Here is a 25,670-nt window from a genome sequence, read left to right as displayed (position 1 = left end):
AGCATAACTCTACATGAAAAAATATTTACCTAAATCATGGAAATTACGTTATCAGCAGTTGCGAAGGTATAGCCGAGAACATCTATTTTCCTCAGCAAATTTTGCGTTGACACAACAAAATTTATGGCTATCGGAATACCAAATTTCAACATCGCAGGAAATCAAATCGAATGCTTATTTCGCAAATAAAATCCACAATATTGATCTTGCCATCCAAACTTTAAATGGCGTGATCATTCAGCCACAGCAGATTTTTTCATTTTGGCATTTGGTGAAAGCACCCACCTTAAAAAATGGCTATAAAGCAGGACGCAATCTAGTGAATGGAATCATTTCAGAAGATCTTGGGGGTGGAATTTGCCAAATTTCGTCTTCACTCTATATCAGTGCATTAAAAGCTGGTTTAGTGATTGTAGAAAGGCATTCACATTCTATAGATATTTATCAAGAACATGAACGTTTTACACCTTTAGGCAGTGATGCCACTGTGGTCTATGGATACAAGGATTTGCAGTTCCAAAACAATCTCAACATTCCTCTTCAAATCCAAGTTTTAAGACAACACAATCAATTGATCACGCACTTGGTGAGTTTAGACGCTATTCAAGAATACACATTAAACTTCACCATTGAAGAGTTTCAGACACACCGTGTCGCCCATACCTTTCAAAATCAGAAACATATTGTTCAAAGTATTTATTTGCTCAATTCACATATGGATGATGAGAGATAATCTCTCTAGCTCATGCCAACACTTTATCTGTGCGAAATAGAGCCTTACAAGCAGTGAAAGGCTATGTGCGAGCTTAATCATACAGATAGAAATCCTTGCATTAATCAAAAAATCTTGTTTCAAATTAAAGAGCGTGATGCAGGACTGTCGTGGTCACAGCCCGATGCTTCTTTTCCTCTGTTTTTATTTTTAATTTTTTTCTTTAAATTGTTGTTGGTTATTTTCAATTAAATATTGATATGCAGTTTTTGGATTACGTGGCAAATCTAGTTTTACACGACAGGAAACTTCATTATCCCTTTCAAAAACAATAATTTCAGCATTTAATTCAATTGGGCGACCAATTTCAAAATCCGTTTGATCGAGACTCGCTCCGAATAATTCAGCGTATTTTGTTTCTAAATAGCCAATCGTGAAATCTTGTACCATCACTTTGATCGTATAATGTTGTCTTGGATATTCTGGTTCACGCTGTATGGATGATTTTCTGATATAGCTGTCATTTGACGGTCTTAACATCAGTTGGTTGATCAATTTTTTTTGCGCTTGCGCATTGATATTTAGAACCAGCTCAAACTGTTCTAAACCTTTCCACTGAAAAGGATATTGTCGAAAATAAATATCTCTTTCAAATTGGTATCGTTGCCAGCGTCGTTGGTCGATCTGTTTGGCAAAAATAATGCCTAATACAGCCACAACAACGATTATCACAAGAATTAACATTGAATATGGTACCTAATCCTTCATTGACCATAAAAATAAGGAGCTGATGCTCCTTATCTTATCTAATTTTTCAGCTTATATGCCATATTTCACACGGTAAGCTTCCATTTTCGCTAAAGCATCTTTGTCGCCTTTCGCATCCAGATAATCCATCAAGTCTTTCATGGTAATTAAAGCATGAACTGGGATCTCAAGCTCTTTCTGAACTTCTTGAATCGCAGACAACTGACCTTGACCTTTTTCTTGGCGATCAAGTGCAACCAATACACCTGCAATTGTTGCACCTGCATTTTTAAGAATCGTGACAACTTCACGAATCGCAGTACCTGCGGTAATCACATCATCAATAATCCAAACTTTTTTGCCTTCAACTGAAGCACCCACCAAAACACCACCTTCACCATGATCTTTTGCTTCTTTGCGATTGAATCCCCAAGGTACACTCTGATTGTGAACTTGAGATAGCGCTACAGCAGTCGCAGCAACGAAAGGAATCCCCTTATACGCTGGTCCAAAAATTACTTCGACGTTGTTACATTGTGTTAATTTATCTGCATAACCTTGAGCTAAAAGCGATAATGCTTCACCATCGTTGAGTAAACCTGCATTAAAAAAATAAGGGCTCACACGACCTGATTTTAAAGTAAACTCACCAAATTTAAGCACACCACGTGATAATGCGAGTTCGATAAAAGCTTGTGGGTTAAACTGAGCTGGCGTTGACATGAGGTGCTCCAAAATTCATACATTGAGGTTATGACTGCGCATGATACCAAAGAGTAGCTATCCAAGTGATCAAAAAATTTTAAGAGTTGTCTCAATTAACGTAAATGGCTTACGTTCATCCGTCACCAAAGGCTTACTCGAATGGATGGAAAAGTCGGATGCCGACGTAATCTGTATCCAAGAAAGCCGCATTACACACGAGCAATGGACAGATAAATTTAAACCAGAGGGTTGGTTTACCCATCTATTTCCTGCGCAAAAATCAGGTTATGCAGGTACTGCAATCTATAGTCGTTTGCCTTTTAAATCGATCAGCAATGGTCTAGGTTTTGAGCTTGCAGACAGTCAAGGTCGCTTTATCCAAGCTGAATTTGATCTTGGTTTAGATAAACCAGTACAAATTTGCTCATTGTATCTCCCTTCAGGTTCATCTGGTGATGAAGCTCAGGCGCGTAAAGACCATTTCTTAGAAGAATATGCAAAAATTTTAAAACAATGGCGTGATGAAGACAGATCAATCATTGTTTGTGGTGATTACAATATTGTGCATAAACGTATCGACATTAAAAATTGGTCGGGTAATCAAAAATCTTCGGGTTGCTTACCTCATGAACGTGCTTGGCTTGATCATATTTATGATGATTTAGGTTATGTCGACACCTTCCGAGAAGTACGTAAAGAAGCTGAACTATATTCTTGGTGGTCCAATCGCGGACAAGCTCGGGCAAAAAATGTCGGGTGGCGAATTGATTATCATGCTTGCTCACCTGACTGGAAAGAGCGTACCGTCAATGCTTGGGTGTATAAAGATGAATGGTATAGCGACCATGCTCCAGTGGTCATTGACTACAAAATTTAAGCCAATTTGAGTGGTTTTTATTCAAAATCCACTCAATAAGTTTACAAGTGTGCACTGAATATGCGGTAAAAACCTACAAAATTTGTCGTGTTATCGTATATTTTCTTCATTGCAATAAGCGCATTATACCTTCCACGGCACAGGGACATTGTCAGGATGACAGCAAAGGGATAGGACGCCGTAGGACGAAAAGAAATAAATATGTTGAATATTTATTTTGCAAGGATGTGACATTGGACGTTGTAATGAGACCCGCATAATCAGGATGATTAGATGCGGGTTTTCTCTTTTTTATTTTTGCTTTTTTGTTTTTGAGTTATTTTAAAAATCTTTTATCTCAGTCGATCTCATGCCAACTTAATTAAAAGATTAATCCTACTATATTAATTTTTTATGACAGAACACCCCTGTTTTAAAATATTTTATCTATTCTATACAGTCTAGATCGACAATTTTGTTACTCTTTCAGTTAAATCACACAATTGTAAGTTAGGTTAAGACATGTTGAAAATTTACGGGATCAAAAATTGTAACTCAATGAAGAAAGCTTTTGATTTGCTCACAACACTTGGATTGAGTTATGAGTTTCATGATTATAAGAAGCAAGGTATCGACAAAGATACGGTTCAGTTATGGCTCGATCGCTTAGGAAAAGATGTGGTGCTGAATAAAAAGGGAACAACATGGAAAAAACTCAGTGAACAAGAGCAACAGCTTGCCTTATCCAGTGATCAAAATTTAATTGATGCACTCACAACCCATACCAGTTTAATTAAACGTCCTGTGATTGAACAGAATGGTCAATTTGTGGTGGGTTATGATGAAGACCAAATTAGAGCCTTAAAAACTGCTGTATAAACGTTCTACGCTAAACTATAAAAAAGCCTGATCGATTGATCAGGCTTTTTTAGATGATAGAAGCGTCCGTCTTAGTTTGCACGTACCCATGTTTGGTTACGACCTAAAGCAGAGATGCCCATATAGCCACGTAACTTTAATTGATTCCCAGCGAGTTCACCTTTCAGTTTATAGGTTTTGCCATTTTTAGGATCAAGAATCGTACCATTGTCATAACTCTTACCACCGACATTTTGTAGTCCGTGAACAATGGTCACGCCTTTCAATGATTTATTGTGATAAGGCCCTTCACATTTGCTGCACGAGTTTTCCTCACCTGGTGTTAAAACACTTTGGATCGTTGCCGTCAATGTTCCATTTTTTTGTTCAGTGAATTTTACAATTGCCTTTGGTTGTTTCGTCGTATCATCAATTGTTTTCCAAACTGTTCCATTGAGTGGATCTGCAGCGTTTGCAAGAACTGTTGCCGATAATACGCCTAATGCGAGTACAATTTTTTTCATTGTTTTGTTTTCCCTAGTCTAATTGACAATCTATAGTATCAAAAACTTGCGTCAATTAAGCAATTCTTCTATGTGACTATATAGTGTACCCTTGTAACAAATGTTGGTAAATCAACAAAAATAAAGTCGAAAATTTAACAATATGGAATAAACGTGAAGATGAACTCAGCCCTGAAACAATATCTTACAGAATCTATTCTTAAATCCAGCTTCAAATTTCCAAGTCGCTTTAATCTTCCTCCAGCTACAGCGCGCTTTGCGATAGAACAACTTGCACGCGTTTTCCCGCAACGTAAAGATGTACAAATACGTCCTTTACGGATTGCAGGGATTCGAGCAGAAGAGATCAAACCTCAAGCACAATCAACTCAAATGATTCTACATATCCATGGTGGCGCTTTTTTTGTAGGATCGCTTAAAACGCATCGTGCTTTTCTTTCCGAAGTTGCAGCACGAACACAAATGCAAGTGCTACATCTGGATTATCCTCTCGCACCTGAGAATAAGTTCCCTGAAGCGGGTGACGCCATTTATGATGTTTATCAACAACTTTTGGATCAAGGCATTCAACCCAAAGACATCATCATTTCAGGTGATTCTTGTGGTGCAAATTTAGCTCTGGCATTAGCGTTAAGAATTAAAGCAGAAAATAAACAACAACTCCCAAGCGCATTAATCCTGATGTCTCCATTTCTAGACTTAACGCTCACAGGAGAGTCTTTGCGTTATAACCAAAAGCATGATGCACTGCTGTCTATAGAAGCGCTTGAATCTGGCATTGATTTTTATGTTCCGAAACATCTAGATCGTTCTTTGCCAGCGCTATCCCCAATTTTTGGCGATTTTGAAGGTCTTCCTCCAACACTTGTACAAATTGGTTCCAAAGAAATTTTGCTTTCGGATGCACAACGTTTTGAAGAAAAAGCCAAAGAAGCAAATGTTCAGGTTAATTACAAACTCTACACCGGCATGTGGCACAATTTTCAGATGTTTAGTCCATGGTTTGAGGAAGCAAAGCAATCTTTAGCAGATCTCGCAGAATTTGCACATAAAATTGATCAAGATTAACCCTTAACCCCCTGCCTCAGACCAAAAACAACAGAGAATATGCAGAATTCACTGTTGTTTTTTTTATTTATATCAATCACGAAATTTAAGCCTTACCCAAACAGCTTCAACACTATTTTTATCGTCAATCTGCTTAAAAAAGTATACAGTAAAAATATAATTTCTATTGATCAATACAACCAATGCGATGAATATATTATTGAATGATTTAAAGTTTTCATTGCCATGCTTTATATTTAGAGTTTAAATAGATTTGCGTAGGTAATGAGACTCATTGCTCAACCATTTTTTGTTTAACCATATTCTTGCGCTGCAAACAAAGCAGTGCTTTGTTTTTTTATATCCCCCACACAACATGGCGATATCCATGCCTTCTCTCGATAGAAAGACCATCTATGATTCAAAAATACAAAAATAAATGAATTTCTAAACGCTTCTAATAATTTTTATAAAAGCCTGAAATATATTGAATATGCATGATTGAAATCAAATTACTCGTATCAATAATCAGATGGTTTGACTATATTGTTAAATTTTACTGCAAAATTAGTCACCCTTTTATAAATTATGTTTATATTCATCAATTATTTACATCAACTTAAATTTGAGTTTGGCTGAATAAATTGCTACATTCTCAGAATCACACAATAAAAATCCAAGCACGGATGGATTAAATGATGCGTAATAAAATTTATTCTGAAAGACGGCGTAAAATTCACTCATTATTCAATCAAGTGTTGAAACACTCTTTTATTGCCAAGCTTATTCACAAAAACCAAGTCAATCATGATTTAGAAATTGACTCACAAACAGGCATATATAACCAATTTGCCATTAATAGCTATTTAAAAGAATTGCACCCACAAAGTGAATCTTATTATGGGATTATTTTGCTGAGCGTCGATAATTTAAATACGATTAAAACTCAATATAATTTAAAGACAGCAAATAAAGCTTTGGCTGCGATTGCTAATGAACTATCACAAAATATCCGTGAAACAGACTTGATCGGTCGCTATAGTGAGTCCGAATTTATTTTAATTTTAAGTGATGTCAATCAAACGCAAGCGCAACAAATTGCATTGCGTTTAACAGATTTGATTAACAATCATGAGTTTAAAATTAACAACAAAGTCCTGTCGCTTAAAACCAGTTGTGGTGTCTCCGTCTCGGGACGAGACAGTATGAGCAGTACAGTCTTACAACAGGCTGATGAAGCACTCTACATGGCAAAAAACAATCGCCATCAATTTTATTCAAGTACAGGAGTTCGATCTTAACAAAAGGTTTTTAAATCATCGAAGCACTGCTTTTAATGTGTGTATTTTTATAAAAAATTTTTAACAAATCATGCATAATAATGTTTTGTTAACCTAGATTTTAGTCATTATAATTTAGAAAATATGATCAATATACAATGATGACTGACTAACAAAATAGAGGAATAAATATGGATGGCAGAATCAAATTTAGGCATTAATCTTTTTTTTAAAAAACTGAAAACACAATTTGATTCAAACATCATTATGAATTGGAGCAGTTTGCATAAGTGTATTCTGATTCTCATCCTCACTATGGCGCTGCATCTTTCCTGGATTGCATGGAAAGTTTTTATCCTTTTAACCCCAGAAACTTGGCAATGGGTCAATATCAGCTTGATTCAATTGCAGTTGATGGTCAATCTTGGTTCAACACTACTGCTTTTTTTACTGATCCTATTTTGTCATTTTTTCCAACATAAAACATGGGCGAACACCATCTTGCCCCATATCGTCATCAGTATTTTTATTATGTTAATGCTCACTGATGGTTTTTTAGTCGGAATTTATAGCCCTGCAACGATATTTGCATTCGTGTGTATTTCAGGTGTAGGGCTCATTTTATTTAATCGAAAAATTATATATATTCAACTCATCACGGCACTAGTGATTTATATTTCAATGATGTTATTTACTTATTGGCACATCATTCCTTATGCACCCATCTTTAGCATACGCATATTAGAGAATAATCGTCATGACAATCTGTTCTGGGTAGGAACGATGGTATATTTTATTGTTCCCATTTTAATGGCGTGTTTAATTTTATGTGAAATTTTATTGTCACAGTGGCGACATAGAGAGTCTTTAATCAAAAAACTCAGCGAAACGGATCCACTCACCAATTTATATAATCGTCGTTTTTTTAATGAAAAACTCGATGCAATGCAAAGCAAAAAAACCCACTATGCCATTATTTTAATTGATATTGATCATTTTAAAGATATCAATGACTTATATGGGCACCACTTTGGTGATGAAGCATTATGCCAAGTTGCCAAACTGCTCTCTTCACAAATTCGCCATTCCGATATCGTGGCGCGGTATGGTGGAGAAGAATTTATTATTGCTTTACCTGACACCACATTGGACAGCGCTCAAGCATTTGCTGAACGTTGTCGATTGGCGATCCAAAATCAAGTCATTGAGTCACTTGATCATCATTATGTGCAACTGACTGCAAGTTTCGGGATTGCCACCTCTATAGATGATGACAATATCAGTAAAATTATTCATCTGGCAGACAAAGCATTATATCGCGCAAAACAATCTGGGCGTAATCAAGTGCACTTGTATCACGCGCCGATCAATGAAATCGCTTAACTTTGGTATTTAGTCAGACAATGTTCGATATTGTTCTTCACATGCCACAAATCTAAACTCAGCCCGCGCTTCAGCAATCCATTGTTGCACCGCTGGTACAGTCAACATTTTTTGAATATAGCGTTCACTGTTGTCTGTTACAGGAATTCCATAGGTCATAAAACGCATCACTACTGGCGCATAAAATGCATCCACAATACTAAAACTCTCCCCACATAAGAAACCATCCAACTGTGGACGTTCCGACCACAGTTGTACAATACGATGCACATCTTGCTGTAGTGCTGGATGATCTTGCCAAAGTTTTAAACCAATATCTTTTAAATCCGCATCAATATTCATATCGCATGTACTGCGTAGCGCAGTAAAGCTGCTGTGCATCTCCGCAGACATCGACCGAGCCCGTGCGCGCTGTTTGATCTCTTGTGGCCATAACTGTTTTTCAGGAAACTTCTCAGCAAGATATTCACAAATCGCCAAGGAGTCCCAAATTAAAAAGCCATCATCAACCAGAGCAGGCACTTTGCCTGTAGGATTAATTTTTAAAATACTTTGCTTAAATTGACTGTCCATGTCGAAGTGATCAAACGGGATTAAACGCTCCTTGAACGGAATGTTAAAATGTTGAATCACAAGCCAAGGACGCATAGACCAAGTTGAATAGTTTTTATCACCAATAAAGAGTTCTAACATTTTTATCCTCCTCTATTTATTTACATTTTAAAAAGAGCATAACCAAGTTTTTGCCTATCTAAAAGCATAAAAACTCAGCAACAAAAAAAGGAGCAGTTTAACTGCTCCTTTTTTCTGAACGGTCTGGTTTAGAATAAATAGGAAATACCAAAACCTGCTTTATAGCTACGATCGCGACCGTTTAAATCAACACCGACACTACCATCAAGCTGAGTGCGTTCATTCACAGCATAGATCAAACCTGAACCTAGACCATATTCATAATTTTTGCTTTCAGTTTTTGAATAAACGAATTCAGAAAAACCTGAAAGATTGCCTGCAATTTTATAGCCTACTGTAGGAATAGCTGTGACTGACCAATGACCATCTTGTACCGCATAGTCCATAGTGATACCCGTATTAACCAAATCGTTATACTGGTAAGCTAAAGATGTTCCAATACTGTAAATATCGTCTTCTTCAGAAAAACCTTCATTGCCCGTTGCAATCAATGCTTTTGCCAAGATCGCCATAGACAACTTATCATCTTTTAAATCAATGGCTTTTTTAATCCCAATAGAAACATCACCCAAACCGGAGTCATCGTCTTTAACGCCTCTATACTTGGTTTGTGTCCAAGCTGGACCTTGCCAACCTAACTGCAATTCCATACTTGAGGTTAAACCTGTACGAAGTAGCATATCGCCATTGAGGGTTACAGTTTTTGCTTTTGCGCCATCTACTCGGGTTTCAGTGTAGGTTGCAGTTGGTAAACCTTGCTCCCAAGCCAACTGACCTACTGGAGTAATTCCTGTTCCAAAACCTGATCCAGGACGATCAAAAGAAAATTCTGCTGCCATTGCGCTTATACTTAGGCTCGAAGCAAGGGCTAATGTGATTCTATTTAAAATTGCCATATGAAGACTCAAAATTTAAGGTAATTCTTTGGACATTTTCGCACCGCGACTACGTAGTAACTCTAAAGATTCTTTCTCTTCAGGTAAAGCCTGAGACCAATCTATTTGATCAAATTCACAATCAAAAAACAAATCACTGATCGATGACAAAATGGTTTTACCTTCATCATCTTTGGTATTAGGATCAACTTTATGATCTAACAGCTTTTGAATTACCGGCACACACGCTGCGCTTGCTGCATCCCATAAAGGACCATAACACTCTTCTGCATCCCACAAATAAAAATTTGCTTTAGCATCAATCAAAGCATTTAAAATGTCTAAATGTGGTTGTAAATCTTGAGCTTTTTGTTCCGCACTTAGGGGCTGCCCTGCTTCATAAGCATCACAGATTTTTTCCCACCATTTAAATAATCCATCTGACCAGATAGATACTGCTGGACCTTTTTCTGGCTCCATAAAGTTAGGGTCAAACCCATCTGCGAGCAAACGTTTCACTTGAGCAAGGTCTAAATCTTCTAAAGCCTGTATAAAGACTTGTTGTTGTGCTGATAACATTTTGATCTCACTATTCTATTCCTATCAACATTATGACGAATATTTTAAAAATAGCTTTGAAAAAATTTAATACTTCATTTTTTTGGTTTAAATGGCATTTATTGTTAACTTATGACAAAGTGCATCGCATTTTTTGTTTTGATTCATAAAAAAAGGCCCTAAGGCCTTTTTTCTACTCATGCTTCATCCGCATCTGCAAGTTCTAACTTACCACCACGTGGATTTTCAGTTTTCTCCAAAACATGCTCTAAACTACGTTTTACGCGATCGATCGCACCATGTAACGAGAGATCTATATTTTTAGCTCGATGTTTTACCACCACCGGTTTTAGACCTGCTGCTTTCACTTCGATCATGCATTGAATATCATCATCCCCACCTTTGTCCCCATTTTCATCACTGATATGAACTGAAAATTGGGTAATACGCTCACTATGACGTTGGAATTCTTGATTTAGCTCGTCGCGTACATAAGTAATTAAACGATCACTATTTCTAATATTTTTATCTGTACGGATTTCAATATTCATAAAAAAACCTCTTTTTTCATCTAAAACAGTGCAAAACTTATATTTTTGGCTCATTCAAAGCCTACTGTTTAAAACAGCTTTTCACCTTCAATAAATTGGAACCTTAACTCCTCTATTGCAAAGATGAACACTTTTAATGATCTGCAGATAGGTGTTCTTATATCTTCAATATCAGGCTATATTGAAAAATATGCAAGCGGATTTTTAACTTTTTTATGAAAACAATATGAAAAATGACATCTTGTTACTTTACTTTATAATTTAATGATTTTTTTAAATTTTTTAGCATTAATCCTGAGTAAATCAATCAACTCTATATAAAAGGATGATGATTGCGTGAATATAAAAGTTCATTTTCTAATTTATTTTTAGATTCACTTTTTCAACACACTTCCCTACTTGATGTTTACATATTTATTTACATTCCATCTATTTTTAGCTTTATTTTTATCGCGGAATCTGTATCCTTGAAGCGCTTTTCTTGGGGGGAAAGATTTTTCATGAAACTTACACATCTCGCTGCGATTTGTGCAATCGCTTCAACTGCAACTATGGCTCAAGCTGCGCCAGTTTGGCAAGATTTTAGTATTACCGGTCTTTATGGTGAAAACTATGAATTAACGCCAGATGAAAAACAATCTACAATTACGTTTGAGTATGCAGCAAAGCTAAAATACGGCGATTTTTTTGCATTTGCAGACCGTACTAACAGTGGTGGTCAATCAGACACTTATTTTGAAGTTTCACCACGCCTCAGTTTAGGTGCAGTTTCAGGGAAAAAACTTGAACTTGGTCCAATCAAAGATGTATTGATCGCAACCACTTGGGAAGGTGGTAAAGATATGAACAACTACCTCTATGGTGTTGGCGTAGATTTAGCGATTCCATATTTCCAATATGCACAATTAAACTTCTATCGTGCCAATAACGAAATCCAAGAAGATGACTATCAATTGACATTCACTTATGGAATTCCATTCAAAATTGCTTCTGAAGAATTCTTAGTAGATGGTTTCCTAGATTGGTCTACTGCAGAAAAAGATCAAGTTGCTCACTCAAGTGAATTAAACTGGACAACACAATGGAAATGGAACGCTGGTAAACACATTTCTCCAGATACTCGCCTATATCTTGGTGTTGAACATTCTGTATGGCATAACAAATATGGCGTTCCTGGCAAAGATGAAAATAACGTCAGCGCACTTGTGAAATATCACTTTTAATTGACCGTCTAGGTATTGATAAAAAAGCAAGGTTTCAACCTTGCTTTTTTATTGCCCTTAAAAATAAATCTTTCTAAAATAAACAGACAAATTTGCCTCTGACCTAAGATTCATGAATTTTCAGATCCGCCCTGCGAAAACCTCAGACCTGACTGAGATCATGCATATTTATAATCAAGAAATTAAAACAGGTCTAGCCACTTGGAATAGTCAATTAAAAACCTTAGAAGATTATCAACAATGGTTTTTAGAACTGGAACAAAATCGATTCCCCGTGTTTGTGGCAGAAGAAACCTCTACTCACGCGATTGCAGGTTATGCCGATTATGCGAGTTTCAGAGCAATTAATGGCTATAAACAAACTGTAGAGCATTCTGTTTATATTGATCCAAGCTATGCACGGCAAGGACTGGGTAAACGCCTGATGATCAAACTCATTGAACATGCACAACAACAAGGCATACATGTCATGGTTGCTGCAATCGATCACGAAAATGCAGCATCAATCTATCTACATCAACAACTCGGATTCATCCAAACTGGCTATATGCCTCAGGTTGGTCAGAAATTTGGCATGTGGCGTGATTTGGTGTGGATGCAACTTAATTTTGACGAAGCATTAAGCGGGTGAAATTAAAAAATAAGTTTCTTGCAAATTAAATATATCTCTACAGCCAAAGCGCTTGATTAGAATTGGATGTTAATTCAAGATGAAAAATCACACATTTTGTTTTTGGCTTTTCCAAAATCTGTTGTATAACAATGAATAATATTGCCTACTTTCTGAGCATCTATGAATAAAATTATAATCAGCCTACTGGCACCATTGGCTCTGATCCTTCATACATCAAGCTATGCTGCTGACTATGTTGACCCAAATGTCAAACAAGGGTGTGCCAAACTTAGTCAATATCGTAAATTGGGACAAAAATTTTACGACCAGAAAAATTATAAAAAAGCACTTGATCAGTTTCAAAAGCAAGCATCTTGGAGCGATTTTTGTCAGTCGGTTGGTCAAGAAGAAACTGGCATCCAAGTTTCAGACAATGACATCGACATTGCCAATAATAATGTGGGTTTAACCTATAGCAAACTCAATCAACCCTTATGGGCAAGAGCATGGTTTCAAATTAAACCCACAAAAACCAGTCAATTTAATTTAAAAAAGTTAGCAGTCCCTCAAGCAAATAATGACTTTACCGGAGAATATGTCAGTTATGCCGGTTTTGGTGAGTGGAATCGGGTTAATGTTAAAAAGCGTGATCAGAAATATCACATCGAATTCACTGGTTTATGGATGGGACCTCGAAGCCTAATTTATGGTCCTAATATTGGTGAGTTTGAAACAGAAATGCCTCTTCAAGCGAAGAAAGCAAGCTATCGTTATAAAAATTGTCGAATTGCCATCAATTTTACTTATAGCCCATCTTTAGGAAATTTTATTGAAGTGGAACAATTAACTGAACAGACCGATTGTGGCTTTGGTATGAATGTTTCATCAACGGGCTATTATCAGAAAGTTGAAACGGAATAAAATATTGCTTCTACATTTCAAATGCTTTAGTTTATTGAATTATATAATTTAATACATAATAATTGGTTGAAAAAATGGCAAAGTTTTTAAATACAAGTGGTACAAATTTTTTCTTAGAAGAACTGATAAAAAGTGCAAAAGAAAGACTAATTTTAATTAGTCCTTATCTTCGACTTAATGATCGTATCAAAGAATTACTAGAGGATAAAAATCGTTTAAAGATTGATATTCGGATCATTTATGGAAAAAGCGATTTACATCCCGATGAAATTAAATGGATGCAAAAGCTAGATTATATTCGAGTTAGCTTCTGTAAAAATCTTCATGCTAAATGTTATTTAAATGAAACTAGTTGTATTATCTCTAGCCTAAATTTATATGAGTTTAGTCAAGTAAATAATAATGAAATGGGTATCTTAATCAATAAAGAAGATGATACTACCGTCTACAAAGATGCTTATGAAGAAGCTCAACGAATTATTCGTATTAGCGATGAGGTTAGAATTTCGCTTGATGAAGTAAAAATGGAAGAATTGGAAGATACCCCCAAAGAGCCATCTGAAAATTCCAATAAATTAACCACCTCAAAGCTCGCGGCAAAACATAAGCTTAAAACGCCTGAATTACTTGATAAATTTATAGCAAAAGGTTTTTTAACTTTAAACGACAGTGGTAAACATTATTTAACTGAACAAGGCAAAACTATTGGTGGAGAATTTAGATCAAGCCAATATGGTGGTTATTTTTTATGGGATGAAAATACAGAAATCTAATATATCTTCATTTTTACTTACTTCGATTCATCATTACACAAATCCTGAAAAGAATGAAGCTCTCATCATGTGTTTGAGAGTTTCATTCTAAGTCAATAATCAAATGGCAACTAAATCTCGAATCCCCTTTTCAGGCATTTCTTCCCCAATACCTTGTGCCACCACCTGACCACGTGCCATCACCGTATAATTATCCGCCAGCTCCTCAGCAAAATCATAAAATTGCTCGACCAATACAATCGCCATTTCTCCACGATCCGCTAATTTTCGAATCACTCGTCCAATGTCTTTGATAATTGAGGGTTGAATACCTTCCGTAGGCTCATCTAAGATCAACACTTTAGGTTCGGAAGCCAAAGCACGTGCAATGGCTAATTGTTGTTGCTGTCCTCCTGATAAATCGCCTCCACGGCGATGTTTCATTTCATCGAGGACTGGAAAAATTTCATATAAGTGCTCAGGAACTTTACGGGTTTTTGCGCCAGAAAATTTTGCCATGCCGATCAAAATATTTTCCTCCACAGTCAGTGTAGAAAAAATATCCCGCCCTTGTGGAACATAAGCCAACCCTGCTCTCACCCGTTGTTCAGGATTCATTTTGGCAATATCTTGACCATCTAGAAGAATCTGTCCTGACTTAATGGGTAAGATCCCCATCAAACATTTTAATAAGGTGGTTTTTCCTACACCATTTCTGCCCAAAACCACCGAGCATTCACCGATTGGCGCATTGAGGCTAACATCACGGAGGATATGACTTCCCCCATAAAATTGATTGATGTTTTTAACTTCCAACATAATGCATCCCCTTTAGCGCCCTAAATACTTTTCAATCACGTCTTCATTCGCCTGAACTTCTGCCAATGTGCCTTCGGCGAGTATTGCACCTTGTGCAAGCACGGTGACTTTTTCACTAATGGTATCGATAAAGCTCATATCATGTTCAACCACCAACAAAGTATGATTCTTTTTTAACTCCAAACATAATTCAGCAGTACGCTCGGTTTCTGCATCGGTCATACCTGCAACAGGCTCATCTAGCAGAATCAGTTTTGGGCGTTGCATTAATAGCATCCCGATTTCAAGCCACTGCTTTTGCCCATGTGACAATAAACCTGCTGGCTTTTGAATAAACTCTTGTAAACGAATTTGCTGCAAAGATTCATCTAATGCCAACTGTGCATCAGGGCTTAGTTTGCTGAAGAAACTTTTTTTCACCGTTTTATCTTTAGGTGCAGCAAGGAGCAGATTTTCCATGACCGTAAAATTTTCAAATACAGTCGGTTTTTGAAACTTACGACCAATCCCAGCTTCAGCAATTTGCTCGGTACTCATTTTGGCTAAATCATAGTTTTGACCAAAAAAAACCGAACCCTCTGTTGGACGTGTTTTGCCTGTGATGACATCCATCAAGGTGGTTTTGCCAGCACCATTTGGACCAATGATGCAGCGTAATTCACCTTCTTCAATATAAAGAGACAAATCATTTAAGGCACGAAAGGAATCAAACCACACACTGACTTTTTCTAAATACAGTGCAATACCATGGCTAAAATCGGCGCCTTCGGCTTTAGGGCGACCGTAACCTTCACCAATTTGACCACCATGTTGAGCATTTAAACCTAAGTCTGATAAGAGCGCTGACATTAGTGATCTCCTTTTTTAAAGCGTTCAAATAATCCGATCACACCTTTCGGGAGGAAAATAGTCACAACAATAAACAATGCACCTAGAATCAATAACCATGCTTCTGGATAGGCAACTGTAAAATAGGTTTTTACCCCATTAATTAATCCTGCACCGAGAATCGGACCAATCAGAGTACCCCGTCCACCTGCGGCAACCCAGACTGCCATTTCAATTGAATTGACAGGGTTCATTTCGCTTGGATTAATAATGCCTGCTTGCGGTACATACAATGCACCTGCAATTCCAGCAATAACTGCTGAAATGACCCATGCAGACAATTTATACCAAAGTGTTCGATAACCTAGATATTGCAAACGGTTTTCACTGTCACGAATCGCACCCAGTACTCGACCATAAGGTTTATTCATTAAACTGCGTAAACCTATAAAACTCAGGAGTAATACCACAGCCGTCAGGAAGCATAAGCTAGCTCGCATAGAAGCGGAGGTAATATCCATTCCGAGAATCGTTTTGAAACCAGTAAAACCATTGTTGCCACCAAACCCTGTCTCATTGCGGAAAAATAACAATGCTGCTGCAAAGGTCATGGCTTGGGTAATAATTGAAAAATACACCCCTTTGATTTTGGAACGGAAAGCAAAAAATCCGAAAATAAAGGCAATTACACCCGGGACTAAAACAACCAACACCAAGGCCCAAACAAAATGTTGAGTCCCAACCCAATACCAAGGCAATTCAGTCCAACTGAGAAACCGCATAAAATCGGGAAGTTGATCCCCTGCCGACTCTCGCATCAAGTACATACCAAAAGCATATCCGCCCAAAGCAAAGTAAAGCCCATGCCCCAGACTTAGAATGCCGGCATAACCCCACACCAGATCCAATGCAAGTGCGACCAAAGCCAAGCACATGATTTTGCCAATCAAAGTGACCCAATACGCTGAAAGATGTAGACTTGAATCCTGTGGCAGTACATGGAACCACGGTAAAATCAACATCACTGCAAAGCATATTGCGATCGCGATTGCACTGTAGGGTTTATCTGAAAGTAATGCAGTGATTTTCATATATTTACTCCACAAAACGACCTTTGATGGCAAATAAACCTTGTGGACGTTTTTGAATAAACAAAATCACAAGCACCAAGAGAATAATTTTAGCCAGCACAGCACCCATGCCGATTTCGAGAATTGTTCCACTGACACCAAGTCCCAGCGCCGCCAAAACCGCTCCCCAAACCTGCCCGACGCCACCAACCACAACGACAAGGAAAGCATCAATAATGTAGTTTTGCCCCAAATCTGGACCAACATTACCTACTTGTGCCAAAGCACAGCCTGCAAGTCCTGCAAGCCCTGAACCTAAGCCAAATGCCATCATGTCGATACGTGCCGAGCGAATCCCGACAGCCCGTGCCATTTGACGATTTTGCGTGACTGCACGAACAAATAAGCCAAACCGAGTTTTATTGAGTAGATAGACCAGTAACAGCAGTACAGCAATGGTAAAGACGATAATCGCAATACGGTTGTATGGCAGCATTAAACTTGGTGTGATTGAAATACCGCCTGAAAGCCATGAAATATTTGATACTTCAACATTCTGAGCACCAAAGATCATTCGAACCAATTGCATCAAGATGAGACTTACACCAAAAGTTGCCAATAATGTTTCCAGTTGACGACCATATAAAGGGCGAATCACGGTTCGTTCTATCAGCATGCCAATCAAGGCACTAACAAGAAAAGCCGCAGGAATGGCAGCAATCAAATACCAATCCAGATATGCACCTAAATGTGTTTTAAAAAAGCTTTGCACCACATAAGTGGTGTAAGCACCGATCATGATCAACTCACCATGCGCCATGTTGATGACACCCAGTAAGCCATAGGTAATCGCAAGCCCAAGAGCAGCAAGCAGTAAAATACTTGCGGTACTTAAACCTGAAAAAACATGTCCAGTCCATTCACTGACCTGGATTCGTGTTTTGATACTGCTTTGTGCACTGACTAATACTGATTTTAATTCTGGGTTTAAGTTTGGTTGTGTCAGCGCTTGTTCAACGATGGCTAAAACATCAGGGCGATTAGAATCTTTTAAGGTTTTTGCAGCTTGAATTTTGGTCAAAGTATCAGGGCTATTAAAATCCATTCTGGCCTTTAGCTGTGCTAAACGTGCTTTGACTTTATTATTGTTTTCATCTAGATAAAGCTGATTGATCATTTTTATATCCAGCTCATCTAAGTTGTTTTCTAGAATATCAATCGCGGCAAGACGCTGTGAAACATCTGTAGACTGTAATTTGATTTTTGCTTGAGCAAAGCTCAAGGCTTTGTGTAGGGTATTGACCAAAGTCACTTGATTTAAATCACCCGGCCAATCCGTTATTGCTTGCTCATCGGGATAACTGAATAATTTATCCCCCTCTTTCATCAAATAAGTATTGCCTGAACTATCGGTGTAGAGTTGATCTTTTTCAACATAAGCAACCAACTGGTCCAGTTGTTCAATACTGGCAGGCCATTGATTGAGCATTGCACGGCGACTGGCGAAATCTCCGCGTACAAATTGCTGAATTGCATCATCATGAGATGCAGCTTTTTGTGTGGTTAATGCAGCTCCCGTTGGCGCTGTATGTGAGGATTCAGCAGAAATAGTTTGAATCAGGAACAACTGGGAAATCATAAAAAAAAGTGTTGCAAAACTTAGTCTGATCGACATACGCAACTCCCCCTATTCTTGTTGAAATACAATGACGCTTGATCTTGGTCATGGGTTAAGCTTGCTGAAACACAGCAAGCTTTGGGGTTGTAAAATGCCTATTTAGGAATATACGGACTCCACGGCTCCGCTTTGATCGGTTGAGGGCTCTTATACACCACATCAAACTGCCCATCGGCGCGAATTTGCCCAATCATGACGGGCTTATGTAAGTGATGATTGGTGGCATCCATGCTTAATGTATAACCAGAAGGTGCTTTGAAAGTTTGACCTGCCATTGCATCACGCACTTTATCCACGTCCGTTGTTCCAGCCTTTTCAACGGCTTGTTTCCACATATGGATACCGACATAAGTTGCTTCCATTGGATCATTGGTGACTAATTTGCTTGCATTCGGTAGTTTGTATTCCACTGCGTACTGTTTCATTTTATTGATAAATTCTGCATTTACTGGATTCTTCACCGACATGAAGTAGTTCCACGATGCCAGATGCCCGACCAAAGGTTTGGTATCAATACCTCGTAATTCCTCTTCTCCGACTGAGAATGCCATCACTGGAATATCCGAAGCTTTGATTCCCTGATTGCCCAATTCACGATAAAACGGTACATTGGAATCGCCATTGATGGTTGAGATCACAGCGGTTTTTTTACCCGCAGCAAATTTTTTGATATTTCCAACAATGGTTTGATAGTTACTATGACCAAAAGGTGTGTATTCTTCCATAATGTCTGCATCGGCGACGCCTTTAGACTTTAAGAATGCACGCAAGATTTTGTTGGTGGTTCGTGGATAAACATAGTCAGTACCTAACAGAACAAAACGTTGCGCCTTTCCACCTTCATCACTCATCAAATACTCAACCGCTGGAATCGCTTGTTGATTCGGTGCGGCGCCTGTATAGAAAATATTTTTAGATTGCTCTTGACCCTCATACTGCACAGGATAGAACAACAAACCATTGAGCTCTTCAACAACAGGTAATACCGACTTACGTGAAACGGATGTCCAACATCCAAAGATCACCGCCACCTTATCTTGGGTAATCAACTGACGCGCTTTCTCAGCAAATAGTGGCCAATCTGATGCTGGGTCAACCACGACAGGTTCAAGTTTTTTCCCCATCACACCACCGCTTGCATTGATTTCATTGATTGCCATCAATGCCGTGTCTTTAAGCGAAGTTTCTGAGATCGCCATAGTTCCTGACAGTGAATGTAAAATACCCACTTTGATCGTATCGCCACTTGCAGCAGGTGCCTTGCTTTCAGCGGTAGTTGGTTTCGCGTCAGTTTTATCAGCAGGCTTTGAACACCCCGTCAATACCATGCTCCCCATCATTGCAGCAACTAACAGTGTTTTTGAAAACATTTTTTGTTGGAACATGATTTTTTCTCCAAACCTTTTGGTGCATTTTTAAATGCATGATTTTGTTTATACCTAACAGGCTGGATTCAATTTCTATGCCAAGTGGAAAATTTAATTTTTTTGAATAGCTTTCTTAAAGCAATAACATATTGAAAATTAATAAAACTATCAGTGCTATTTTTTTCTCTAAAGCGGATGAATTATGCTCTACAAATACCTATCCAATAGGATAGAAAAGGAGAGGTAGTGAATCTAAAAATGCGAGATTAAAGTCCACACTGATCAAATTAAGTGCGATTTTTCCGCTTAAAAATGAGCAAAGAGAGTGCAGATTGAGTGTGATAAGCTAGGATAAAAACGGACAATTCCTGTACTTTTAAAAAGTCAATATCGTCAATCTGTTGAAAACTCATACCGTAAAATAGAACCTCTCTTGATCAATAAAATCAATGCGATGAATTTATTGTTGAATGATCTAAAGCTTTTATTGCCACGCTTTAGCGCTTATGAATAATCAAGCAGTTTGACTATAGGTTGGGCAATATGGATTTAAAAGCGGATAAAAAAAGATGAGGTCTTCTAGACCTCATCTTTTTACAAGAACTTTTATCAAAGCATATGCTGTTTAAACAGTTAAATCTGCGAGATTACCTTTTTGCTCTAACCAGCCTTTGCGATCACTGGCACGTTTTTTTGCCAGTAATTTGTCCAATAAGCCTGCTGTATGATGTGCATCATCTAAATCCAACTGAACCAAACGTCGAGTGTTTGGGTCTAAAGTTGTTTCACGCAATTGGCTTGCGTTCATCTCTCCCAATCCTTTAAATCGGGTGATCTGCGGGTTCTTAGACTTTACTCTCTTTAAGATAGCTTCTAACTCATCATCATCCAATGCATAATAAACATCTTTAGCATCATCGATTCGATACAAAGGCGGCATCGCTACATATAAATGCCCTGCATCCACCATTGCTGGGAAATGTTTCACGAATAAAGCACACAACAATGTTGCGATGTGTAAACCATCAGAATCCGCATCGGCAAGAATACAGATTTTGCCATAACGTAATTCTGAAAGATCGTCACTTCCCGGATCCACACCAATCGCGATCGCAATATTGTGAACTTCTTGAGAAGCTAAAACCTCATCCGAAGACACTTCCCATGTATTTAAGATTTTGCCACGAATCGGCATAATGGCTTGGAAGTTTTTATCACGCGCCTGTTTGGCAGAACCGCCAGCTGAATCCCCTTCCACAATAAAAAGTTCTGATTCTTCAAGTGTATGTCCAACACAATCTGATAATTTCCCAGGTAGTGTAGGTCCAGCAACGATTTTTTTACGTTCAACTTTCTTTGCTGCTTTTAAACGTCGACCAGCTTTGGCAATCACGATTTCAGCCAATTGCATGGCAACTTCGGCATTCTGATTGAGCCACAGGGCAAAAGCATCTTTGGCAATATTCAAGACAATATTGGATGCTTCACGACTAGAAAGACGTTCTTTGGTTTGACCTGAGAATTGTGGTTCTTGGAATTTAAGTGAGAGAATGAAATTCACACCATCCCAAACATCTTCTGCTGACAATTTCATATTACGTGGCAATAAGTTACGCAATTCACAAAATTCACGCATCGCATCGGTAACACCTGAACGTAAACCGTTCACATGTGTACCGCCTTGTGCTGTTGGAATCAAGTTGACATAACTTTCTTGAATCTGCTCTCCACCTTCGATATTCCAGCAAATTGCAAATTCAGCACTGGCACGCTCAGCTTCGCCTGTTGCAACAAAAGCAGGTTCAGGAATAATTTCACGGTCTTGCAATTCATCCATCAAATAGTCGACTAAACCATTTTCAAATTGCCATTCGATTTTCTCGTCATTGATCTGATCAATATAATTAATCTGCAAACCTGCAGCCAAAACAGCTTTAGCTTTTAAATTATGCTTTAACGCTTTAAGCGCAAATTTAGGCGAATCAAAATACTTAGCTTCAGGCCAAAAACGTACTGTTGTGCCTGTTGCACGTTTAGCAACTTTACCTTCTAACACTTCTAAAGGTGCGACAGGTTCACCTCGCTCAAAAGCCATTTTATAGAGATTGCCTTGGCGCTGAACCTCAACCTCAACACGATCAGACAAGGCATTTACCACAGAAATCCCGACCCCATGTAAGCCGCCAGAAAACTGATAATTGTCTGTACTGAACTTACCACCTGCATGTAGTTTGGTCAGAATAATTTCGATGCCACTTTGTCCATACTCAGGGTGAATATCGACTGGCATACCACGACCATTGTCTTCAACAGATAAAGAACCGTCTTTATATACCGTGACAGTGATTTTGTTGGCATGCCCTGCAAGTGCCTCATCGACCGCATTATCAATAACTTCTTGCGCCAAATGGTTTGGACGCGTGGTATCTGTATACATGCCTGGACGACGACGCACAGGGTCTAAGCCAGATAATACTTCAAGTGATTGAGCCGTATATTGAGACACGTTTAAGTTTTTCCTTTTATTTTACGGAGTAAGATAAAAACTCCACAATCATGGGAATTTTATCTGCAAAATCTTCCATCGCATGATTACCATGCATTTCTGTCATGATCAAGGATGTGTGTGGAGCTGTACTATAATACCGTTCAGCCTCACGATAATCCAAAACTTCATCACCTTGTTGCAATAACACCATTATTTTGTCTGCATCTTGCACAAACGGTACAGCAATATCTTCCAAATACACCAATTGAGCATGATCCAGTGTCCATTGTTCTGTCACCTGATAAGGCATATGCTCAGTTCCAAAAAGACGACGAAACAATTCCCATGGTCGCATAGCTGGATTAATTAAAACAGCGGGTATACCGTATTTTGCGACCAACTGTGTCGCATAAAAGCCCCCTAGACTGCTCCCAACCAAGACTACATCTGACCATTGTTCAATATATGCTGAAATTTTCATCAACACATCTTTTGGATGTTGATTTAAATCAGGTAAATGCACATTATGCGATGAATGGCATCGACAGTAATCATTCAGTTGTTGCCCTTTAATAGACAACGAGCTACTTTTAAAACCATGTAAATAAATAATATTCATTGAAAATAGATTGCTTTTTCACCACTAATGTTTTAATTTTTAATGTGACTCAAATCACAGAATTGTTTTAATTTGTATGTTTGGGGATCTTGTCCGACAAAAAATTAAAACTTTAATGCAATTATCGGTATTTTAAATAGTGTTCAGGATGAACAAGATAAGATGATTGCCTAAGAATTTATACATGGATCTAGAGCAAAAATAAAGTCTTTGTTCCAGATCAATATGGATGAGGAAATAACAATGCCAAGTTTAACCCCTTTACACGAAACCTATTGTAAGTGGGATCGCTCGCCTCCGAGTCAGGCAGACGTATTAGAAGGCTTAGCACAGTTAGTGAGTACACCGCTTAGTGGTGTCGTTCAGGACTTCATCCAGTCAATTCAGCGTGAAATGTTACTGAGTATTTTTGGTTTAAGTAAGCAAAAAGCTAAACGTTTTCAGTCACGTCCAATCGTCGATAAATTCTATAAATTCGGTTATAACGCTTTACAAAATTATGGTAGTCACCTGTTGGCGCCTGTACTTCGTAAAACCATTGAACGTTTCCCAAATCTACATGATAAACCACTTAATGCGCATATGACTTTTTTAGTCAGTGCTTTAAATGGTGTGCTGGGCGATTACCTTTTGGCGACACATAATCCATTGGCACTTTCACCGGTACTTTATGATCATTACGGTGCATTACAACAAGGTGATCTGGCAGGTCGTGTGGTGATTTTCGCACACGGTTTGTGTATGACTTATCAGGATTGGAGCAACCGTGGCAATGGAGGTATTGGAGAAAAATTACTGGCACAACGTGATAACAACACCATGCTCTATTTTCACTACAATACTGGGCGCAGAATTTCAGCCAATGGACGCTCTTTAGCCAATCTGTTAGAAGACCTCATCAAACGTAATCCACGTATTACCAGTATTGATTTGATTGGACACAGTATGGGAGGTTTGGTTTGTCGTAGTGCCTTATTCTATGGCAAGCAGAATATGCACCAATGGTTTCATATGGTTGAAAACCTAGTATGTATTGGTTCTCCGCATCATGGCGCGGTGTTGGAACGCTTTGGTTTTGCAATCCAAGAAAAGATTGGACATTTCCCCATCGTCAAAATCATCAGCCATGTTGTGAATATTCGCAGTAATGGGATTTTGGACTTGCGCTATGGTAGTGTTCGTGATGATGATTGGGAACATAATAATGCGCGTATCGGTTTAATGGACGATAACCGTAAACCTGCGCCACTGCCCTCACACATCAATACCTTTTTAATTGCTGGCACCTTAGAGTTTGAGAATCGAAAAAATCGAACCTTAAAAGTAATTGGCGATTATTTGGTCAGTGTAAAGAGTGCTTTAGGCGAACACCCTAATCCACGCTTTCAATTAAAACTGCCAGAATCGCACAAAGCCGTGTTCTATGGTCTTAACCATTTTGATATTCAATATCACCCTTTGGTTTCAGAACAGATCGCCAAGTGGTTCTACCCACGCCATGATGAATTGGCGGAAGAACAAATCCGTAAATATTTGATTAAATTAGAAAGCATGCAGGGTATTGTAGAAACATAAAGGTAAAAAGCCTAGCCCTAAAAAAAAAGCTGATGTTTAATCAGCTTTTTTTAGATTATTTGATTTCGACTCGATAGGACTTGTTTTTCTTAGGATCAAGCATTTCACCATATTCATCAAAATTTGATTTTTCTGTACATTGTGTATCAATGAATAATTTTTGATTTTTTGCAATCAAGCCTTGTGTTAACTCACAGGTCCAACCTTGATTATAAAATTTCTGATCAACCTTTTTACCGTTTAAGTCGAATTGTGTCACTTCAATCAAAGACTGTGCCAATGTTCTTGCTGGATGGCTCTGAGATACAGACAACACATAGTATCGACCATGATGTAATTGGCAGTCTTCAACATGACTCGAAAAATAATCAGGATTGGTCTTAAACACTTTAAAAGGTTGGGCGCCAAATTTGACATAAGAAACATCTGCTGGGATGGTGTCGTCAAATTCGGATTTAAAGTGACAGGATACATCTTGACTGGCAAGTGGTGGTGTCTTGGCTAAAACGGGTGTAGATACACAAAGCGCAATTGCGCCAAGACAACTTAAATATATTTTAGACTTCATCATTTTAATAACTGATGTTACACAGTAACTCTAAAATTAAATTTTGGAGCTAGAAGAATGTGGATACGCGGAAACGTCATCCGCAATTGCTTGAGGCAGGACTCCTTCTAATAAGTAAAGTTTCTGCGAAACTTTTGAATATTTTGACGATAGTGAACGAGTTCTGCGGATGAGCAGCGATACCGCTGCGCAAGATGGTTTCCCTTGCGGAGCTTCGCTCCTCTTGCCAAAACAAAAGTACCTCGAGCCGAAGGCTATTCCATAAATTTAAACTTTGGATGTAAGACTCCGTCGTGTAAATTTAGCTTTTTCTTTTTCACCTACTTAATTTAAATCAAGTGCGTAACATCAGTTATTAAG

General features: G+C 38.2%; 26 protein-coding genes. 11 read left to right on the top strand and 15 right to left on the bottom strand.

What is annotated here, in order from left to right; genetic code table 11:
• Positions 1-13: 13 nt before the first annotated feature.
• Complete coding sequence (locus ACINWC743_RS10905) at positions 14-733, top strand: VanW family protein (protein ID WP_004826070.1); 720 nt, start codon at positions 14-16, stop codon at positions 731-733.
• 189 nt (positions 734-922) lie between these two features.
• On the opposite strand, the gene ACINWC743_RS10900 is transcribed toward ACINWC743_RS10905, so the two are convergent.
• Positions 923-1,456 (bottom strand): hypothetical protein, encoded by a 534-nt coding sequence (locus ACINWC743_RS10900; RefSeq protein WP_004826067.1) that lies wholly within the window; start codon positions 1,454-1,456, stop codon positions 923-925.
• A gap of 75 nt (positions 1,457-1,531) precedes the next feature.
• Complete coding sequence (gene pyrE / locus ACINWC743_RS10895) at positions 1,532-2,182, bottom strand: orotate phosphoribosyltransferase (protein WP_004826066.1); 651 nt, start codon at positions 2,180-2,182, stop codon at positions 1,532-1,534.
• 40 nt (positions 2,183-2,222) lie between these two features.
• Between pyrE and ACINWC743_RS10890 the strand changes: the two genes are divergently transcribed.
• The gene (locus ACINWC743_RS10890) at positions 2,223-3,041 is read left to right on the top strand and encodes an exodeoxyribonuclease III (RefSeq protein ID WP_004826064.1); all 819 of its coding nucleotides are present in this window, start codon (positions 2,223-2,225) and stop codon (positions 3,039-3,041) included.
• Between the two features lie 501 nt (positions 3,042-3,542).
• Positions 3,543-3,899 carry a Spx/MgsR family RNA polymerase-binding regulatory protein gene (locus tag ACINWC743_RS10885; protein ID WP_004826062.1) on the top strand — a complete coding sequence of 119 codons (357 nt, stop codon included), beginning with the start codon at positions 3,543-3,545 and terminating at the stop codon, positions 3,897-3,899.
• A gap of 71 nt (positions 3,900-3,970) precedes the next feature.
• On the opposite strand, the gene ACINWC743_RS10880 is transcribed toward ACINWC743_RS10885, so the two are convergent.
• Entirely contained in the window at positions 3,971-4,402 is a 432-nt protein-coding gene (locus tag ACINWC743_RS10880; RefSeq protein ID WP_004826060.1) for a DUF2147 domain-containing protein, read from the bottom strand.
• Positions 4,403-4,561: 159 nt separating this feature from the next.
• Between ACINWC743_RS10880 and ACINWC743_RS10875 the strand changes: the two genes are divergently transcribed.
• From ACINWC743_RS10875 to ACINWC743_RS10865, 3 genes are all read left to right on the top strand, one after another.
• Entirely contained in the window at positions 4,562-5,470 is a 909-nt protein-coding gene (locus tag ACINWC743_RS10875) for an alpha/beta hydrolase (protein WP_004826058.1), read from the top strand.
• Positions 5,471-6,144: 674 nt separating this feature from the next.
• Entirely contained in the window at positions 6,145-6,750 is a 606-nt protein-coding gene (locus ACINWC743_RS10870; protein WP_035300992.1) for a GGDEF domain-containing protein, read from the top strand.
• Positions 6,751-6,924: 174 nt separating this feature from the next.
• The gene (locus ACINWC743_RS10865; RefSeq protein WP_009585515.1) at positions 6,925-8,112 is read left to right on the top strand and encodes a GGDEF domain-containing protein; all 1,188 of its coding nucleotides are present in this window, start codon (positions 6,925-6,927) and stop codon (positions 8,110-8,112) included.
• A 9-nt stretch (positions 8,113-8,121) separates the two neighbouring features.
• Here the strand turns inward: ACINWC743_RS10865 and ACINWC743_RS10860 are convergent, their stop codons facing one another.
• The 4 genes from ACINWC743_RS10860 to ACINWC743_RS10845 form a co-directional block, all read right to left on the bottom strand.
• Positions 8,122-8,805 (bottom strand): glutathione S-transferase family protein, encoded by a 684-nt coding sequence (locus tag ACINWC743_RS10860; protein WP_009585491.1) that lies wholly within the window; start codon positions 8,803-8,805, stop codon positions 8,122-8,124.
• A 128-nt stretch (positions 8,806-8,933) separates the two neighbouring features.
• The gene (locus ACINWC743_RS10855; protein ID WP_009585528.1) at positions 8,934-9,701 is read right to left on the bottom strand and encodes a transporter; all 768 of its coding nucleotides are present in this window, start codon (positions 9,699-9,701) and stop codon (positions 8,934-8,936) included.
• 15 nt (positions 9,702-9,716) lie between these two features.
• Positions 9,717-10,259 (bottom strand): ankyrin repeat domain-containing protein, encoded by a 543-nt coding sequence (locus ACINWC743_RS10850; protein ID WP_005035149.1) that lies wholly within the window; start codon positions 10,257-10,259, stop codon positions 9,717-9,719.
• Positions 10,260-10,435: 176 nt separating this feature from the next.
• The gene (locus ACINWC743_RS10845) at positions 10,436-10,789 is read right to left on the bottom strand and encodes an HPF/RaiA family ribosome-associated protein (protein WP_004826046.1); all 354 of its coding nucleotides are present in this window, start codon (positions 10,787-10,789) and stop codon (positions 10,436-10,438) included.
• 500 nt (positions 10,790-11,289) lie between these two features.
• Here ACINWC743_RS10845 and ACINWC743_RS10840 point away from each other — a divergent pair, with 500 nt between their 5' ends.
• From ACINWC743_RS10840 to ACINWC743_RS10825, 4 genes are all read left to right on the top strand, one after another.
• Positions 11,290-12,012 carry an outer membrane protein OmpK gene (locus tag ACINWC743_RS10840; protein ID WP_004826043.1) on the top strand — a complete coding sequence of 241 codons (723 nt, stop codon included), beginning with the start codon at positions 11,290-11,292 and terminating at the stop codon, positions 12,010-12,012.
• A 112-nt stretch (positions 12,013-12,124) separates the two neighbouring features.
• Positions 12,125-12,643 carry a GNAT family N-acetyltransferase gene (locus tag ACINWC743_RS10835; RefSeq protein WP_009585467.1) on the top strand — a complete coding sequence of 173 codons (519 nt, stop codon included), beginning with the start codon at positions 12,125-12,127 and terminating at the stop codon, positions 12,641-12,643.
• A gap of 162 nt (positions 12,644-12,805) precedes the next feature.
• Positions 12,806-13,546 (top strand): hypothetical protein, encoded by a 741-nt coding sequence (locus tag ACINWC743_RS10830; RefSeq protein WP_009585516.1) that lies wholly within the window; start codon positions 12,806-12,808, stop codon positions 13,544-13,546.
• Between the two features lie 74 nt (positions 13,547-13,620).
• Positions 13,621-14,319 (top strand): phospholipase D family protein, encoded by a 699-nt coding sequence (locus ACINWC743_RS10825; protein WP_009585521.1) that lies wholly within the window; start codon positions 13,621-13,623, stop codon positions 14,317-14,319.
• A 99-nt stretch (positions 14,320-14,418) separates the two neighbouring features.
• On the opposite strand, the gene urtE is transcribed toward ACINWC743_RS10825, so the two are convergent.
• The 7 genes from urtE to ACINWC743_RS10790 form a co-directional block, all read right to left on the bottom strand.
• The gene (urtE, locus tag ACINWC743_RS10820; RefSeq protein ID WP_005035141.1) at positions 14,419-15,117 is read right to left on the bottom strand and encodes an urea ABC transporter ATP-binding subunit UrtE; all 699 of its coding nucleotides are present in this window, start codon (positions 15,115-15,117) and stop codon (positions 14,419-14,421) included.
• A gap of 12 nt (positions 15,118-15,129) precedes the next feature.
• Complete coding sequence (urtD, locus tag ACINWC743_RS10815; protein ID WP_009585471.1) at positions 15,130-15,966, bottom strand: urea ABC transporter ATP-binding protein UrtD; 837 nt, start codon at positions 15,964-15,966, stop codon at positions 15,130-15,132.
• The gene (gene urtC / locus ACINWC743_RS10810; protein ID WP_005035138.1) at positions 15,966-17,036 is read right to left on the bottom strand and encodes an urea ABC transporter permease subunit UrtC; all 1,071 of its coding nucleotides are present in this window, start codon (positions 17,034-17,036) and stop codon (positions 15,966-15,968) included. The genes urtD and urtC overlap by 1 nt, the downstream gene beginning before the upstream one ends.
• 4 nt (positions 17,037-17,040) lie before the next feature.
• Positions 17,041-18,690 (bottom strand): urea ABC transporter permease subunit UrtB, encoded by a 1,650-nt coding sequence (gene urtB, locus ACINWC743_RS10805; RefSeq protein ID WP_009585466.1) that lies wholly within the window; start codon positions 18,688-18,690, stop codon positions 17,041-17,043.
• Between the two features lie 98 nt (positions 18,691-18,788).
• Positions 18,789-20,078 (bottom strand): urea ABC transporter substrate-binding protein, encoded by a 1,290-nt coding sequence (urtA, locus tag ACINWC743_RS10800; protein ID WP_009585460.1) that lies wholly within the window; start codon positions 20,076-20,078, stop codon positions 18,789-18,791.
• 607 nt (positions 20,079-20,685) lie between these two features.
• Positions 20,686-22,566 carry a DNA topoisomerase IV subunit B gene (parE, locus tag ACINWC743_RS10795; RefSeq protein WP_009585500.1) on the bottom strand — a complete coding sequence of 627 codons (1,881 nt, stop codon included), beginning with the start codon at positions 22,564-22,566 and terminating at the stop codon, positions 20,686-20,688.
• Positions 22,567-22,582: 16 nt separating this feature from the next.
• Complete coding sequence (locus ACINWC743_RS10790; protein ID WP_009585495.1) at positions 22,583-23,167, bottom strand: YqiA/YcfP family alpha/beta fold hydrolase; 585 nt, start codon at positions 23,165-23,167, stop codon at positions 22,583-22,585.
• Between the two features lie 243 nt (positions 23,168-23,410).
• Here ACINWC743_RS10790 and ACINWC743_RS10785 point away from each other — a divergent pair, with 243 nt between their 5' ends.
• Positions 23,411-24,742, top strand: a complete 1,332-nt coding sequence (locus ACINWC743_RS10785; RefSeq protein ID WP_004826023.1) for an alpha/beta hydrolase — start codon at positions 23,411-23,413, stop codon at positions 24,740-24,742.
• Positions 24,743-24,797: 55 nt separating this feature from the next.
• Here the strand turns inward: ACINWC743_RS10785 and ACINWC743_RS10780 are convergent, their stop codons facing one another.
• The gene (locus ACINWC743_RS10780) at positions 24,798-25,313 is read right to left on the bottom strand and encodes a hypothetical protein (RefSeq protein WP_009585465.1); all 516 of its coding nucleotides are present in this window, start codon (positions 25,311-25,313) and stop codon (positions 24,798-24,800) included.
• Positions 25,314-25,670 lie beyond the last annotated feature (357 nt).

The organism is Acinetobacter sp. WC-743 (genome assembly GCF_000335555.1).
In the GTDB taxonomy this organism is placed as follows: Bacteria; Pseudomonadota; Gammaproteobacteria; order Pseudomonadales; family Moraxellaceae; genus Acinetobacter; species Acinetobacter bereziniae.
The sequence above is the reverse complement of the archived record's forward strand: the minus strand, read 5'-3'. Positions and strand labels throughout refer to the sequence as shown.

Coding starts and splice junctions, on each gene's coding strand:
- urtA (WP_009585460.1), bottom strand. CDS start 20,078: ATGTTCCAACAAAAAATGTTTTCAAAAACACTGTTAGTTGCTGCAATG.
- ACINWC743_RS10855 (WP_009585528.1), bottom strand. CDS start 9,701: ATGGCAATTTTAAATAGAATCACATTAGCCCTTGCTTCGAGCCTAAGT.
- ACINWC743_RS10905 (WP_004826070.1), top strand. CDS start 14: ATGAAAAAATATTTACCTAAATCATGGAAATTACGTTATCAGCAGTTG.
- ACINWC743_RS10865 (WP_009585515.1), top strand. CDS start 6,925: ATGGCAGAATCAAATTTAGGCATTAATCTTTTTTTTAAAAAACTGAAA.
- ACINWC743_RS10870 (WP_035300992.1), top strand. CDS start 6,145: ATGATGCGTAATAAAATTTATTCTGAAAGACGGCGTAAAATTCACTCA.
- ACINWC743_RS10860 (WP_009585491.1), bottom strand. CDS start 8,805: ATGTTAGAACTCTTTATTGGTGATAAAAACTATTCAACTTGGTCTATG.
- pyrE (WP_004826066.1), bottom strand. CDS start 2,182: ATGTCAACGCCAGCTCAGTTTAACCCACAAGCTTTTATCGAACTCGCA.
- ACINWC743_RS10785 (WP_004826023.1), top strand. CDS start 23,411: ATGCCAAGTTTAACCCCTTTACACGAAACCTATTGTAAGTGGGATCGC.
- ACINWC743_RS10875 (WP_004826058.1), top strand. CDS start 4,562: ATGAACTCAGCCCTGAAACAATATCTTACAGAATCTATTCTTAAATCC.
- urtC (WP_005035138.1), bottom strand. CDS start 17,036: ATGAAAATCACTGCATTACTTTCAGATAAACCCTACAGTGCAATCGCG.
- ACINWC743_RS10790 (WP_009585495.1), bottom strand. CDS start 23,167: ATGAATATTATTTATTTACATGGTTTTAAAAGTAGCTCGTTGTCTATT.
- ACINWC743_RS10840 (WP_004826043.1), top strand. CDS start 11,290: ATGAAACTTACACATCTCGCTGCGATTTGTGCAATCGCTTCAACTGCA.
- ACINWC743_RS10880 (WP_004826060.1), bottom strand. CDS start 4,402: ATGAAAAAAATTGTACTCGCATTAGGCGTATTATCGGCAACAGTTCTT.
- ACINWC743_RS10780 (WP_009585465.1), bottom strand. CDS start 25,313: ATGATGAAGTCTAAAATATATTTAAGTTGTCTTGGCGCAATTGCGCTT.
- ACINWC743_RS10900 (WP_004826067.1), bottom strand. CDS start 1,456: ATGTTAATTCTTGTGATAATCGTTGTTGTGGCTGTATTAGGCATTATT.
- ACINWC743_RS10830 (WP_009585516.1), top strand. CDS start 12,806: ATGAATAAAATTATAATCAGCCTACTGGCACCATTGGCTCTGATCCTT.
- ACINWC743_RS10825 (WP_009585521.1), top strand. CDS start 13,621: ATGGCAAAGTTTTTAAATACAAGTGGTACAAATTTTTTCTTAGAAGAA.
- ACINWC743_RS10885 (WP_004826062.1), top strand. CDS start 3,543: ATGTTGAAAATTTACGGGATCAAAAATTGTAACTCAATGAAGAAAGCT.
- ACINWC743_RS10850 (WP_005035149.1), bottom strand. CDS start 10,259: ATGTTATCAGCACAACAACAAGTCTTTATACAGGCTTTAGAAGATTTA.
- urtD (WP_009585471.1), bottom strand. CDS start 15,966: ATGTCAGCGCTCTTATCAGACTTAGGTTTAAATGCTCAACATGGTGGT.
- ACINWC743_RS10835 (WP_009585467.1), top strand. CDS start 12,125: ATGAATTTTCAGATCCGCCCTGCGAAAACCTCAGACCTGACTGAGATC.
- urtB (WP_009585466.1), bottom strand. CDS start 18,690: ATGTCGATCAGACTAAGTTTTGCAACACTTTTTTTTATGATTTCCCAG.
- ACINWC743_RS10890 (WP_004826064.1), top strand. CDS start 2,223: ATGATACCAAAGAGTAGCTATCCAAGTGATCAAAAAATTTTAAGAGTT.
- ACINWC743_RS10845 (WP_004826046.1), bottom strand. CDS start 10,789: ATGAATATTGAAATCCGTACAGATAAAAATATTAGAAATAGTGATCGT.
- urtE (WP_005035141.1), bottom strand. CDS start 15,117: ATGTTGGAAGTTAAAAACATCAATCAATTTTATGGGGGAAGTCATATC.